General features: G+C 73.1%; 10 protein-coding genes and 1 tRNA gene. 5 read left to right on the forward strand and 6 right to left on the reverse strand.

Features of this window, described 5'->3' with window-relative positions:
• Positions 1-118 precede the first annotated feature (118 nt).
• Together AC0ZLC_RS12450 and AC0ZLC_RS12455 are read left to right on the forward strand one after the other, a co-directional pair.
• On the forward strand, positions 119-2317 hold the full coding sequence (locus tag AC0ZLC_RS12450; RefSeq protein ID WP_476751990.1) for an elongation factor G-like protein EF-G2: 2199 nt from the start codon (positions 119-121) through the stop codon (positions 2315-2317).
• Between the two features lie 173 nt (positions 2318-2490).
• A complete protein-coding gene (locus tag AC0ZLC_RS12455; RefSeq protein WP_476751991.1) occupies positions 2491-4164 on the forward strand; it encodes a hypothetical protein in 1674 nt (557 codons plus the stop codon).
• 69 nt (positions 4165-4233) lie between these two features.
• Here AC0ZLC_RS12455 and AC0ZLC_RS12460 read toward each other — a convergent pair whose 3' ends face one another.
• Positions 4234-4797 (reverse strand): HIT family protein, encoded by a 564-nt coding sequence (locus AC0ZLC_RS12460; protein WP_476751992.1) that lies wholly within the window; start codon positions 4795-4797, stop codon positions 4234-4236.
• Positions 4798-4864: 67 nt separating this feature from the next.
• Between AC0ZLC_RS12460 and AC0ZLC_RS12465 the strand changes: the two genes are divergently transcribed.
• Positions 4865-5521: a potassium channel family protein gene (locus AC0ZLC_RS12465; protein WP_476751993.1), complete on the forward strand. Its 657-nt coding sequence runs from the start codon at positions 4865-4867 to the stop codon at positions 5519-5521.
• Positions 5522-5549: 28 nt separating this feature from the next.
• On the opposite strand, the gene thrS is transcribed toward AC0ZLC_RS12465, so the two are convergent.
• From thrS to AC0ZLC_RS12480, 3 genes are all read right to left on the reverse strand, one after another.
• Positions 5550-7526 (reverse strand): threonine--tRNA ligase, encoded by a 1977-nt coding sequence (gene thrS, locus AC0ZLC_RS12470; RefSeq protein WP_476751994.1) that lies wholly within the window; start codon positions 7524-7526, stop codon positions 5550-5552.
• A gap of 121 nt (positions 7527-7647) precedes the next feature.
• On the reverse strand, positions 7648-8865 hold the full coding sequence (locus tag AC0ZLC_RS12475) for a hypothetical protein (RefSeq protein ID WP_476751995.1): 1218 nt from the start codon (positions 8863-8865) through the stop codon (positions 7648-7650).
• Positions 8862-9428 (reverse strand): DUF4365 domain-containing protein, encoded by a 567-nt coding sequence (locus tag AC0ZLC_RS12480; RefSeq protein ID WP_476751996.1) that lies wholly within the window; start codon positions 9426-9428, stop codon positions 8862-8864. Before AC0ZLC_RS12480 ends, AC0ZLC_RS12475 begins: the two co-directional genes overlap by 4 nt.
• Positions 9429-9596: 168 nt before the next feature.
• Here AC0ZLC_RS12480 and AC0ZLC_RS12485 point away from each other — a divergent pair, with 168 nt between their 5' ends.
• Entirely contained in the window at positions 9597-10322 is a 726-nt protein-coding gene (locus tag AC0ZLC_RS12485) for an exonuclease domain-containing protein (RefSeq protein ID WP_476751997.1), read from the forward strand.
• A gap of 59 nt (positions 10323-10381) precedes the next feature.
• Here AC0ZLC_RS12485 and AC0ZLC_RS12490 read toward each other — a convergent pair.
• Together AC0ZLC_RS12490 and AC0ZLC_RS12495 are read right to left on the reverse strand one after the other, a co-directional pair.
• Positions 10382-10453 (reverse strand) — tRNA-Val (locus AC0ZLC_RS12490).
• Between the two features lie 39 nt (positions 10454-10492).
• Positions 10493-10939: an SRPBCC family protein gene (locus AC0ZLC_RS12495; protein WP_476751998.1), complete on the reverse strand. Its 447-nt coding sequence runs from the start codon at positions 10937-10939 to the stop codon at positions 10493-10495.
• Between the two features lie 87 nt (positions 10940-11026).
• Between AC0ZLC_RS12495 and AC0ZLC_RS12500 the strand changes: the two genes are divergently transcribed.
• Positions 11027-13456, forward strand: coding sequence for an SCO7613 C-terminal domain-containing membrane protein (locus tag AC0ZLC_RS12500; RefSeq protein ID WP_476751999.1), 2430 nt, complete (start codon positions 11027-11029; stop codon positions 13454-13456).
• Position 13457 lies beyond the last annotated feature (1 nt).

Raw genomic sequence — 13457 nt, forward strand, 5'->3', positions numbered from 1 at the left:
ACGCACCGTGAGGTGAGTGGAAAGCTCGAAGGACCGCGGGCGTCACCGGAGCCGCCACCGCACGCGGACCGGCACGTCCGCGCCCACAGTGACCTCACCGTGCACGGGAGGCAGGACCATGGGCGACAAGGCGAACGCACACCCCGGAGCCGCCGGCAGGGCTACGGCGGCCGACCACCCCGCGTCCGTACGGAATGTGGTGCTGGTCGGCCACAGCGGATCCGGCAAGACGACGCTGGTGGAGGCTCTCGCGCTGACGGCGGGAGCGGTGAACAGGGCGGGCCGCGTGGAGGACGGCGGCACCGTCTCCGACTACGACGAGATCGAGCACCGGCAGCACCGCTCGGTGCAGCTCTCCCTGGTCCCCGTCGACTGGGACGGATACAAGATCAATCTGCTGGACACACCCGGCTACGCGGATTTCGTCGGGGAGCTGAGGGCCGGTCTGCGCGCCGCGGACGCGGCCCTCTTCGTCGTCTCCGCCTCCGACGGCGTGGACGGCTCGACGAGGATGGTGTGGGAGGAGTGCGCGGCGGTCGGCATGCCGCGGGCCATCGTGGTCACGCACCTGGAGGCCGCCCGCGCCGACTTCGACGAGATGACCCGCGTCTGCGCGCAGGCCTTCGGCGCCGACGACCCCGACGCCGTACTCCCGCTGTACCTGCCGCTGCACGGTCCGCAGGGGCCCGACGGGCACGCGCCCGTCACCGGGCTGACCGGGCTGCTCTCGCAGCGGCTGTTCGACTACTCCTCCGGGGAGCGCAAGGAGTCCAAGCCGGGTCCCGAGGAGCTGCCGCTCATCGCGGAGGCCCGCGACCGGCTGATCGAGGGGATCATCGCCGAGAGCGAGGACGAGACGCTCATGGACCGCTACCTCGGCGGCGAGGAGATCGACCTCGGGACACTCGTGCAGGACCTGGAGCGGGCCGTGGCGCGCGGGACCTTCTTCCCCGTGCTGGCCGCCGCCCCCGCCGCCGAGGGCGCCCGGCAGGGCATCGGCACGGTCGAACTGCTCGAACTGATCACCGGCGGCTTCCCCACCCCCCTGGAACGCCCGGCGCCCGCGGTCACCACCCCGGACGGCAGGGCACGCGAGGTGAAGCCCTGCGATCCGGACGGGCCGCTGGTCGCGGAGGTGGTCAAGACGTCCGGCGACCCCTACGTGGGCCGTGTCTCGCTGGTGCGTGTCTTCTCGGGCACGCTGCGCCCCGACGCGACGGTGCACGTCTCCGGGCACGGACTGTCCGACCGCGGCCACGAGGACCACGACGTCGACGAGCGCGTCGGCGCCCTGTCCGCCCCCTTCGGCAGGCAGCAGCGCCCGCTCACCCACTGCATCGCAGGCGATCTCGCGTGCGTGGCGAAGTTGAGCCGCGCGGAGACCGGCGACACCCTCTCGGCCAAGGACGATCCGCTGCTCATGGCGCCGTGGCGGATGCCGGACCCGTTGCTGCCGCTCGCCATCGAGGCGCACAGCAAGGCCGACGAGGACAAGCTCTCCCAGGGCCTCGGCCGGCTGGTCGCCGAGGACCCCACCATGCGCCTGGAGCAGAACCAGAACACCCACCAGGTCGTGCTGTGGTGCCTGGGCGAGGCGCACGCCGACGTCGCGCTGGAACGGCTGCGCAGCCGGTACGGCGTCCGGGTGGACGTGGTCCCGCACAGGGTGCCGCTGCGGGAGACGTTCGCGGCCCCGGCTGCGGGGCGCGGCCGTCATGTGAAGCAGTCCGGCGGTCACGGACAGTTCGCGGTCTGCGAGATCGAGGTCGAGCCGCTGCCGAACGGCTCGGGCATCGAGTTCGTGGACAAGGTCGTCGGCGGCGCCGTGCCGCGGCAGTTCATCCCGTCCGTGGAGAAGGGCGTGCGGGCCCAGGCCGCCAGGGGTGTGGTCGCCGGGTATCCGCTCATCGACGTCCGGGTCACGCTGCTGGACGGCAAGGCGCACTCGGTGGACTCCTCCGACGCCGCGTTCCAGACCGCGGGAGCGCTCGCCCTGCGGGAGGCCGCCGCCGGCGCCACCATCCATCTGCTGGAGCCGGTGGCCGAGGTGACGGTGCTGGTGGGCGACGAGTACGTGGGGACCGTGATGAGCGACCTGTCCGGACGGCGCGGCCGGGTCGTAGGGACCGAGCAGGCGCCCGGCGGACGCACCGTCGTACGGGCCGAGATCCCGGAGATCGAGATCGGCCGGTACGCGGTCGACCTGCGCTCCCTCTCGCACGGCACCGCGCGCTTCGACCGCCGCTACGCACGGCACGAACCGATGCCGGCCCAGGTCGCCGAGCGGGTCCGCGAACAGATCGGGGCCGCCTCCTAGTTCGGGCCGGAACCGCGCGTCGGCGGGCGGCTTTCGGCCGTCCGCCGACGGACGCCGTCGGCTGCGGATACGCTGATGACCTGATCAAGTTGCGACTCGATCAGCACGATGACCTGATCAACAGGTGTGCGAGGCACGGAAGTCGGGAAAAGCCGCAGCAGCGGACGGCGGCGATGGGGGCGGCAGTGGCCACTGACGGATTCGATTTCAGTCCCGGGGCACAGGTGCCGCTCTCGGGCTCCGCGGGACAGACCGCGGCCACCTACGCCCTGGCGTCGGCGGCGTACCGGGACAACGAGGTCGCGGAGATCCTCAAGGCCAACAACGAGTGGCACAAGTCGGTGGTCGTCCCCGGGCGCAGGTGGGCGTCCCTGTGGCGGCCGAATCTGGGCGAGGCCTTCGCCCGGGCCGTCCAGGACCGCATGCTGGGCGCCGGCCGCAAACCGCTCATCCAGTCCTTCGGCACGGAGCCGCAGGTCGTCGTCGAACACTGCCTCGCCGCGAACCGCATCCGCCGGGAGCGGGACAACTGGCTCACGGCGGTCTGGGTGCTGTGCGGCCTGCTCTTCCTGCCGGGCCTCCTCGTGTGGCTGCTCGTCTTCCAGATCCGCTCGGCGGTCACCAGGCGGGGCGACAAGCGCGCCCCCGCCCTCGCCACCGTCCTGCTGCTGGCCGTGGGCGCCCTCGCCGTGCTCTTCGTACTGAAGATGCCCTTCGGCGGCTTCTGGGGGTGGTACGGACGCGCGACCGTCGTGCTGCCGGTCGTCGGGTGGTTCTGGGCCAAGCGGATCTGCGAGCGGACCGCCCAGGACCTGCGGGAGCGCTGGGACAGCCTGCTGGCCGGCGGCGGTCTCGGCGCGAAGATCCCCGAGGCGGTGCCGGGCAGCCCCGGCGAGAACGCGGCCGAGCGGCTGCGCCAGGCCCTGGCCCGGCTCGGCGCCGAGCAGCAGTCCAACTCCGTCTTCTACGCCGGGCCCAAGGGCATACTCGGCATGGGCACGCGGTGGGGCAGCTGGCAGCTCGCCGAGGACCTGGTGCCGCGTGACGCCGACCGCGAGATCCACCCCTTCCGCAGCTGGGACGTCATCCGGTCCATCCACGACCAGCTCCGCATGCTGGAGCGCGGCCCGCTCAACACCGGTGGTTTCCCGAAGCCGTCGATCAAGCACTGGATCGTCACGCCGATCGGCGAGAACGCCGCCGCGGTGTCCCGTCCCGAGGGCACGGACGTGGACGCGTACCAGATCAGGAACCACGCCATCCAGGACATCTGCAACAAGCAGCAGTTCGGCGGCGGCGACCGGCACTACCTCGGCGTGCAGTGGACCCTCTGGGACGGCCAGCTCGTCCTCACCATGCTGATCACGGTGACCGTGCTGCACGAGACGCTGCGGATCGAGGTGACCGGCCACGCGCTGGGTCCGGTCAACTCCCTCTTCACCACCAAGCCCGAGGCCCCCACGAAGGAGGTCGCCAAGTCCGTCAGGTTCTGGGAGACCCGCAAGGTGACCCTGCCCCTGGTCGACACGGACGAGGTGGTCCGCCTCACCGCGCGCGCCCCCTTCACCTGGTACCCGCCGTTCCTGAACTGGCTGGGCGGGACGCTGGTCCTGCCCGAGCCGTTCGGCCTGCGGCACGCCTGGGCCGACCAGCCCTGGCGGCACCGCTTCATGGCCGACGACGCGCTGCGGGCCGCGACCCCGGTGCTGCGTGTGGTCCACGCGGCGGCGATCAAGGTCCTGGAGGAGAACGGCGTGGACACCGAGAAGTTCGGCACCCGCTCGTCCTTCCTCAGCACCGCGGTCCAGGACCCGACGCCGAGGAAGGCGGACGTGTACGACGCGTAACGCGCCCGGTGGGGCCGCGCCCGGCGGCCCCGCACTCCCGGGGAGGCCCGGCTGCCCCGCCCCGCGGGACTAGGCCGTCGCCGGCCAGGCGTCGGCCAGCATCTTCCGGGTGTCGGCGAGCAGCTGCGGCAGCACCTTGGTGTGGCCGACGACCGGCATGAAGTTCGTGTCCCCGCCCCAGCGCGGCACGACGTGCTGGTGCAGGTGCGCGGCGATGCCCGCGCCGGCGACCCCGCCCTGGTTCATGCCGATGTTGAAGCCGTGCGCCCCGGAGGCCGTCCGCAGCGCGGACATGGCCTGCTTGGTCAGCTCGGCCAGTTCCGCGGTCTCCGGCCCCGTGAGGTCGGTGTAGTCGGCGACGTGCCGGTAGGGCACCACCATCAGGTGGCCGCCGTTGTACGGGTAGAGGTTGAGCACCGCGTACACCTGCTCGCCGCGGCGGACGACGAGCCCGTCCTCGTCGGACTTGGCGGGGATCGCGCAGAAGGGACAGCCGTCATCGGCACCCGGGCCGGTGGGCTTGTTCTCGCCCTGGATGTAGGCCATCCGGTGGGGCGTCCACAGGCGCTGGAACGCGTCCTGCGTCCCCACTCCGATCTGCTGCTCCGGCTCACTCGTCATGAGATGCAGCATATGACTTCGCCCGTTCGCGGCGTGTCGCCGGGGTTCGGGGAAGTGGCCCCCGGGCGAAGCTGGGCCGGTGGACCCCGACAGCCCGACCGCCCGCTGGGAGCGGCGCACCGAGCTCCTGCTCACCGTGGCGTCGCTCGCCTTCCTGGGCTCCTACGCCTTCCTGGTCCTGGCACACGGAGCGTCCGACGCGTGGCGGGGCGTGGCGCTGTGCGTCCTGCTGGCCGCCTGGACGGCCTTCGCCGTCGACTACGGGGTGCGCTGGCGCCTCAGCGGGCGGCGGTTCGGTTTCGTACGGTCGCACTGGCTGGACACCCTCGTGCTGGTCCTGCCGCTGCTGCGGCCGCTGCGGATCGTCCGCATCTACGAAGCCGTCCAGCACCGGCGCGGCGGCCCGCGGCTCAGCCTGCACGCGCGGGTGGTCGCCTACGCGGGGATCTCGGCCTCCCTGCTCGGTTTCACCGGCGCCCTCGCGGTGTACCAGCAGGAGCGGGGTGCACCGGGCGCGGACATGCGCACCTTCGGGGACGCGCTGTGGTGGGCCTGTTCGACGCTGTCCACCGTCGGCTACGGCGACATCGTGCCGGTCACCGCTGGTGGACGGGTGATCGCCGCCGCCATGATGGCCTGCGGTCTCGGCCTGCTCGGCGCGGTGACCGGGTCGTTCTCGTCCTGGCTGCTCCAGGTGTTCGCCCGCGGGGACGAGGACGGGCCCCCGGCGAGGTGAACCTGCCGGGGGCCCGCTCGGCCGGGCGTCAGACCTGCACGCGGTCCTGCACGACCTTGAGGATCTTGGCGATCGCGTCCTCGACGGGGATGCCGTTCTCCTGGGAGCCGTCGCGGTAGCGGAAGGAGACGGCGCCGGCCGCCATGTCCTCGTCGCCCGCGATGACCATGAAGGGCACCTTCTGCTTCTGCGCGTTGCGGATCTTCTTCTGCATCCGGTCCGAGGACGAGTCGACCTCGACGCGCAGCCCCTTCTTCTTCGCCTCGGCGGCGAACTTCTGCAGGTACTCGACGTGTGCGTCACCGATCGGGATGCCGAGCGCCTGCACGGGCGCCAGCCACGCCGGGAACGCGCCCGCGTAGTGCTCCAGGAGCACCGCGAAGAAGCGCTCGATGGAGCCGAACAGGGCGCGGTGGATCATCACCGGACGCTGCTTGGAGCCGTCGGGGCCGGTGTACTCCAGGTCGAAGCGCTCGGGCAGGTTGAAGTCGAGCTGGACGGTCGACATCTGCCAGGTGCGGCCGATGGCGTCCTTGGTCTGGACGGAGATCTTCGGCCCGTAGAAGGCGGCGCCGCCCGGGTCCGGGACCAGCGGAAGGCCCTGCTTCTCGGCCACCTGCCGCAGCGCCTCGGTGGCCTCCTCCCACGCCTCGTCCGAGCCGACGAACTTCTCCGGGTCCTTGGTGGACAGCTCCAGGTAGAAGTCGGTCAGGCCGTAGTCGCGCAGCAGACCGAGGACGAAGGTGAGCGTCTTGTCGAGCTCCTCCGCCATCTGCTCGCGGGTGCAGTAGATGTGCGCGTCGTCCTGCGTGAAGCCGCGTGCCCGGGTCAGTCCGTGCACGACGCCGGACTTCTCGTAGCGGTAGACGGTCCCGAACTCGAAGAGCCGCAGCGGCAGTTCACGGTAGGAGCGGCCGCGCGCGTCGAAGATCAGGTTGTGCATCGGGCAGTTCATGGGCTTGAGGTAGTAGTCCACGCCCTCGTCGAGCTGCATGGGCGGGTACATGCCGTCGGCGTACCAGTCCAGGTGGCCCGAGGTCTCGAAGAGCTTCCCCTTCGTCGCGTGCGGGGTGTAGACGAACTCGTAGCCCTCCTCCTCGTGGCGGCGCCGCGAGTAGTCCTCCATGACGCGGCGGATGACGCCGCCCCTGGGGTGGAAGACGGCGAGGCCTGAGCCGATCTGGTCCGGGATGGAGAACAGGTCGAGTTCGCTGCCCAGCTTGCGGTGGTCGCGCTTCTCCGCCTCGGCGAGGAACTCCAGGTGCGCCTTCAGCTCCTCCTTGGAGGGCCACGCGGTGCCGTAGATGCGCTGGAGCATCGGGTTCTTCTCGCTGCCGCGCCAGTAGGCGGCGGCGTTGCGCATCAGCTTGAACGCCGGGATGTTGCGGGTGGTGGGCAGGTGGGGGCCCCGGCAGAGGTCCTTCCAGCACAGCTCGCCGGTCTTGGCGTCGAGGTTGTCGTAGATGGTCAGCTCGCCGCCGCCCACCTCGACGTCCGCGCCGTCGTCGGCCGAGGCCGAGCCCTTGATGCCGATGAGCTCCAGCTTGTACGGCTCCCGCGCCAGCTCCTCGCGGGCCGCCTCGTCGCTCACCACCCGCCGCGAGAAGCGCTGGCCGCGCTTCTGGATCTCCTGCATCTTCTTCTCGACGGCCTTGAGGTCCTCGGGCGTGAACGGCTTCTCGACGTCGAAGTCGTAGTAGAAACCGTCCTTGACCGGCGGGCCGATGCCCAGCTTGGCCTCGGGGAAGAGCTCCTGCACGGCCTGCGCCATGACGTGCGCGGTGGAGTGGCGCAGGATGTCGAGGCCGTCCTTGGAGGAGATGTCGACGGGCTCGACCTCCTCGCCGTCCCCGACCTCGTACGCCAGGTCCTTCAGCTCCCCCGCGACGCGGGCCGCGACGACGGTGCGCTCGCCGGCGAAGAGTTCGGCCGCCGTAGTGCCCGTCGTCACCACGCGCTCTTCCCGCTCGGAATCGCGTTGGATGATCACACGGACGTCTGACACCGGTCTCTCCTGACTGAAGGGGACGCGCGCATCTTCACCTGCGCGCGTCGTCACAAGGGCGATCGTACCGAGCCCGGGGTCCCCACCGCGAAACGGTTTGCGCTCGGCGCCCGCACGGCGGTCAGTCCCCGGCGCAGGCCTCCTCGAAGAAGTCCAGGTTCTCCTGGAGCGACTTCAGCAGCCTGTCCCGCTCCGCCTCGTCGACCTGCACGGGTACGACCCCGGTGGCACCCGTCAGCCTCCGGAAGCCGCCGCGGCTCTCCAGGCGGCCGTGCACCCGCACCGGGAGCCCCACCAGGTGGGCGTGCCCGGCCAGGCGGTACGCCTCCTCGTCGAGGGTGGTCCGGACGTGCGGGATCTCGGCGCCCGCGATCACCCTCAGCCGTACCGCGCCCGCGCCGCGCGCCGTCGACCTGCGCATCCGCACCACGACGCCGGTGATCCGCACCGGCACCGACGGCTCCTCGCGCAGATAGCGGGCGCCGGCCTCACGCAGGGCGGGCAGGTCGCCGGGCGAGAACTCGACGGGCTCCGCCGTCGCGGCACACCCCTTCGGGACCCCGGCGGCGGGCGCCCACTCGACGGAGACCCGGGCGCCCTCGGTGCCTCGCACGAGGGACACCAGTGCCTCCGTGAGTTCGTGGCTGACGCCCGCTTCGACGGCCGCGTCGAAGGCGTCCGTGCCGCCGGTGGCGCGCTGGTAGTCGATCGCCTCACGGGCGGCGTACAGCGCCTGGTACAGCCGTACGGCGAGCGGGCGTCCCGTCGCGACGGGCACGAAGGCCGTGAGCCGGCGGCCGTCGGGTGCCGCGCCGACGAGGACGCTCTCCAGGGAGGCGGCGGCGGGCCGCCGGTGCCTGGCTCCGTGGTAGCCCGCACGCGCACGCGTGGCCAGCGCCCCGGCGAGCAGCGTCTGCCGGGCGGCCGTCCGCAGCTGCTCCTCCACCGTCCAGGGAGCCGCGCCCGCCGGTCCGGCCGGGGCGTCCCGCCACCACCGGATCTCGTCGCTGGGCACCGCGAGTCCGAGCAGGATGTCGCGGGCGGACGCCGAGGCGCTGCGCGACAGCGCGAGGAGCGCCTCGCCGAGCAGGTCGTCGCTGTCGGGGAAGGCGCGGTTCTCGGGCACCAGCAGGCTCGTGCCGCCGCCCCCGGGTCCTGGCGGGGTCCAGCGGCCGTAGCGTCCGGGGGCTCCGCCGCGCCGCTGCCAGCCGTGCCGGTGCAGCAGCGCGCCGAGCACGGCGGGGTCCACCCGGCCGGGTTCGGGCGTCCGGTCGTGGAAGGTCTCGCCGGGATGGAGGCCGGCCGGCCGCAGGGGTTCGTCGATGGGGCGGTGCGTCATGGTCTGCCTCCCGCCCCGACGCGCGTCATGATCTCGCACAGGGCCCGGTCGTCGAAGATGCGCGCGGTCGGAATCCGGACGGTGGTCCGGCGCCGGCCGGTGACGGCGTGGCCGGCGAGGTTGGTCCAGTAGCAGCAGTGCCGCAGGTCGAGGCGGTCGTGACCGGCGCGCAGCCACTCGTCCTGGGACCGCGGGACGAGCATCACGACCAGGATCTTGTGCACCGAGACCGGGGTGCGGGCCAGCTTCGCCAGATGCGTGTTGTCGAGCGTGAAGGAGAAGGCGGGGCCCTGGGGGTCCGGCGCGATCTGGTACGTGCACTTGAGCTGCACCTTGATGGTGACCTCGTCGTCGACCGTGTGCCCGGGGGCGCTGTGGCTGACGTGCCAGTCGATGCCGTTGTCCGGGAAGGGCTGGGACAGGGAGCAGCCCGCGGCGGCCGCGACGGCGTGGAGATAGCCGACCTGGAGTGTCTCCATGCATGCGGTGGTGGCGAGTGTGCCGCGATGCGGTGCCGTCCGCCGGGGCAGCAGCCCGCCCCGCTCGGGCTGCGCGATGGCCATGTCCCACAGCCTTCCGAGCCGAGGGTTTCCCCACTGCGGGTCGCTGAACTGCAAAGACCCGTACCTGTGTTGTCTCCTTCCGGCGTACGCCGCAAACAGCCCGGGTATCACCGGAACGGGCAGCGGACGGGACGTCAGCTGCCGTGGGTGAGCGAGGAGTTGTGGCATATGACGTGCTGGTACGAGGGCCCCCTGGCCGCGTTCGACACGGAGACTACGGGAGTGGACGTCGAGACCGACCGGATCGTGTCGGCCGCCGTCGTCGTCCAGGACTCCCCCGGCGCCCGGCCGCGGGTGAGCAGGTGGCTGGTGAGCCCCGGGGTTCCGGTGCCCGAGGCGGCGACGGCCGTGCACGGGCTGACGGACGACCATCTGCGGCGCAACGGCCGCTGGCCGTCGCCGGTGATGGACGAGATAGCCAGGGCGCTGGGTGAGCAGGCCGCGGCGGGCCGCCCGCTCGTGGTGATGAACGCGCCGTTCGATCTGACGCTGCTCGACCGGGAGTTGCGCCGCCACCGCGCGTCGTCGCTCGACCACTGGTTCGCGTCGACGCCGCTGCACGTCCTGGACCCGCGGGTCCTGGACAAGCACCTGGACCGCTACCGCAAGGGCCGGCGCACGCTCACCGACCTGTGCGGGCACTACGGCGTGGAGCTGGCGGGCGCGCACGACGCGGCGGCCGACGCGCTGGCCGCGCTGGACGTCGTACGGGCGGTGGGGCGGCGTTTCGCGGCCCGGCTGGAGCGGCTCTCACCGGCCGAGCTGCACACCCTCCAGTCGACGTGGCACGCGGCGCAGGCCCGGGGTCTGCAGGCGTGGTTCGCGCGCAGCGGGACCCCGGAGGCGGTGGACCCGGCGTGGCCGCTGCGGCCCGAGCTGCCCGCGGCGGCATGAGAGGCGCGGGAGCGCACGCAAAAAGCCGGTCCGTCGATGACGGACCGGCCTTCTCCGGGTGGGCGATACTGGGTTCGAACCAGTGACCTCTTCGGTGTGAACGAAGCGCTCTCCCACTGAGCTAATCGCCCGGGAACGCACTGAACCATACAGGTCCCGGAGGGTCTCGTTCAAACCGCCCGGAGGTACGCGCCGAGTCCGCGCCGTCCGGCCCTCATCATCAGCGCGTGGTTGGCGCAGAAGACGGGCCGTCCCGGCACCGCGAGCCGCCGCATCAGGGGCTTGTTCACCTCGACCTCCTGGTCGTACCGGGCCCGGGTGCCCGGCCCGTCGGCAGTCAGGGTCCAGCGGGCCCAGCCGTCGAGATCGCCGGTCATCGCGATCTCCAGTACGCCGGCCACCGGGTCGCGCCTCACCTCCCGCGCGGTGAACACCAGGTCGTAGGGGATCAGGGAGCGGATGCGGATGTCCGCGCGCGTCTCGTCGATCCGGTCGACCTCGCGCACCTGGGGCCACCAGCGCGGGTAGTCCTCGGCGCGTTCGAGGGCGGTGCAGACGTCGGCGAGCGGCGCGGGCACGGCCCACAGACTGCGGAAACGGTAACGGCACCAGTCCATGTGCCGAGTCTGCCCGCCGGGGATCCGAGTACCGCGTGAGTACACGCACTCATGTCCGGGAAGGTGACGGCGGCCACACTCCGGAGCATGACCCACATTCCGCCACCGGCCGAGGAGCTGCGGCTGCTCGACGCCGAGCTGTGGCAACTCGACGCCCGCCGGGCCCAGTTGCTGGCACGCCGCGCCTGGCTGCTCCGTGCCCTCCGCTCGACGGCCGCCCGGCCGCCGTCCCCGCTCGGCCCCGTGACGCCGCCGGCCCGCCGGCCCGAGACGACCGCTCCCGGCGTGCAGGACGTGCTGCTGCTGCTCGGCGGCACCCTGCTCACCATCGCCGCCCTCGTGTTCACGCTGGTCAGCTGGGGTGACCTGGGAATCGCCGGGCGGGCGTCGGTGCTGGGCGCGGTGACGTTGGCCGCGCTCGGGGCACCGGTGCCGCTGCTGCGCCGCGGGCTGCGCTCCACCGCCGAGTCGGTGGCGGGCCTCGGGCTCGCGCTGACCGTGCTCGACGTGTACGCGCTGCACGAGGTCGCGTTCCCGGACCTCGACGGCCTCGGGTACACGGCCGGCGCGTCGTCGGTGCTGGCCGCGGGGTGGGCGGGGTACGGACTCGGGCTCGGCGCGCTGTGCCGGGCGGGCGGGCCGGGGACGGGTGTGAGTGCACCGCTGCGGCTGCCCCTGCCGGCGGCGACGGCGGCGGCCCAGTTGCCGCTGCTGCTGTGGGTGGTGGCAGCGGGTGCGGGTGAGTGGACCACGACGGCGGCTCTGCTGGTCACGGCCGCGCTCGACACGGCGGTGGCGCCGCGGGTGCCCGTGCGGTCCGTGCGGACGGTCGCGGTCGCCGGCGCGTACGCCATGGGCGTCTGTGGCACCCTGGCGGCCGGCCGGCTCTCCTGGGAGGCGACGGGGCCGGGCGGGGCCGCGAGTGCGGCGGCGCTCCTTCTCCTCGCGGCGGCCCTCGCCCTGACCGCCGCCCTGCGCGTGGCGGATCCGCACACCGCCGCCTCCCTCTCGCTGGCCGGCGGCCTGGTCGCGGTCGGCGGGCTCGGGGGCGTCCTGCGCGTGTGGCTGTCCGACGACTGGACGGTGCCGGGGTTCCTGGGGTGCGGTGTGGTGCTCGCGGCGGCCGTCCGCACCGGGCTTCCCGGGCCCGTGCGGCGTGGCCTCGGCCTGGCCTCCGGTGCGGTGCAGGGCCTCGCGGTGCTGTGGGCGCTGCCGGTGGCCGTCGTCGCCCTGCTGGGTCCCGTGAGCCGGGTGGGGCAGGTCTGGTCCGGGGTCCCGGCGGACGCCCGGGCCGCGGTGACGCTCGACGCGCCCTGGCCCGCGCACGCGACGGCGGCGCCGCTCGTGGCGGCGGTGGTCGCCGCGGTCCTGGCGGTGGCGGCACGCGGCACGGCCTGGCACGACAAGGCGTCGGCGGGCTCCTCGGCGCTGGCCTGGGCGACGGTGTTCACGCTTCCCGCGACGCTGGAACTGCCGTACGCGGCGGGGCTGTCGGTGCAGGTGGTCGTCTGTGCGGCGGCGCTGGCCGCGGCGGCGTACCGGCGTCCGGCGCAGCCCGCGTCGGCGCCTCTCCCCCTCGTCTGCCTGCTTCTGGCCCTCGCCGGCTCCCTGAGCCTTGCTCTGCTGTCCCTCGCCTCCGAGGCCGCGACGCTGGGGGTGCTCGCGGCGCTGACGGCCCTGTTCGCGGCGGCGGCCCGGCGACCGCGCCTCGGCCCGGTGGCCGCGCCCGCCTCCCTGGGGTTCGCCGCCGCCCTCGCCTGCGCGGTGGGCGGGTCCCTCGGCTGGCAGCCGCAGCACACCGCTCTGCTCGTGCTGGCGGTGCCGGCCGGCGCGGCGCTGCTGGCGGCGCGCCCGGGCGAGTCGTCCCTGACGGTCCCGGTGGAGATGACCGGGGCGGCCGCGGCGCTGCTCGCCGTCGGCCTGACGGTCACGGATCCGCGGATGACGGCCCTGCTGCTCGCCCTGTGCGGGGTGATCGCCGCGGGCACCGCGGTCCGCCCGGACCGCAGGAGTGTCGGCTACGCGGCCACCGCCCTGTTCGTGCTGGCCGCCTGGGTGCGTCTGGCGTCCTGGGACGTCGGTTCGCCGGAGGCGTACACGCTGCCGGTGACCGTGCCGGCCCTGTTCGTCGGAGCCGTCAGGCGCCGCACGGACGCGCGGATCTCGTCGTGGACGGCGTACGGAGCGGGCCTGTCGGTGACGCTGTTGCCGAGTCTGGCGGCGGCGTGGGCCGGCACGCACTGGCTGCGCCCGTTGCTGCTGGGCGGAGCGGCGCTGGCCGTCACGCTCGTGGGTGCCCGTCACCGGCTGCGGGCCCCGCTGGTCCTCGGCGGCGGTGTGCTCGTCCTGGACGCGCTGCACGAACTGGCGCCGTACCTCGCCCAGGTGGCCGACGCGCTCCCCCGTTGGGTGCCTCCCGCACTCGCCGGTCTGCTGCTGCTCGCGCTCGGTGCGACGTACGAGCAGCGGATCCGTGACGCGCGGCGGGTGCGGGAGGTGCTGGGGAGGATGCGCTGAG

It is taken from the genome of Streptomyces sp. GLSS-08 (assembly GCF_056387915.1).

Coding starts and splice junctions, on each gene's coding strand:
- AC0ZLC_RS12485 (WP_476751997.1), top strand. CDS start 9,597: ATGACGTGCTGGTACGAGGGCCCCCTGGCCGCGTTCGACACGGAGACT.
- AC0ZLC_RS12450 (WP_476751990.1), top strand. CDS start 119: ATGGGCGACAAGGCGAACGCACACCCCGGAGCCGCCGGCAGGGCTACG.
- AC0ZLC_RS12495 (WP_476751998.1), bottom strand. CDS start 10,939: ATGGACTGGTGCCGTTACCGTTTCCGCAGTCTGTGGGCCGTGCCCGCG.
- AC0ZLC_RS12475 (WP_476751995.1), bottom strand. CDS start 8,865: ATGACGCACCGCCCCATCGACGAACCCCTGCGGCCGGCCGGCCTCCAT.
- AC0ZLC_RS12500 (WP_476751999.1), top strand. CDS start 11,027: ATGACCCACATTCCGCCACCGGCCGAGGAGCTGCGGCTGCTCGACGCC.
- AC0ZLC_RS12460 (WP_476751992.1), bottom strand. CDS start 4,797: ATGCTGCATCTCATGACGAGTGAGCCGGAGCAGCAGATCGGAGTGGGG.
- AC0ZLC_RS12480 (WP_476751996.1), bottom strand. CDS start 9,428: ATGGCCATCGCGCAGCCCGAGCGGGGCGGGCTGCTGCCCCGGCGGACG.
- AC0ZLC_RS12455 (WP_476751991.1), top strand. CDS start 2,491: ATGGGGGCGGCAGTGGCCACTGACGGATTCGATTTCAGTCCCGGGGCA.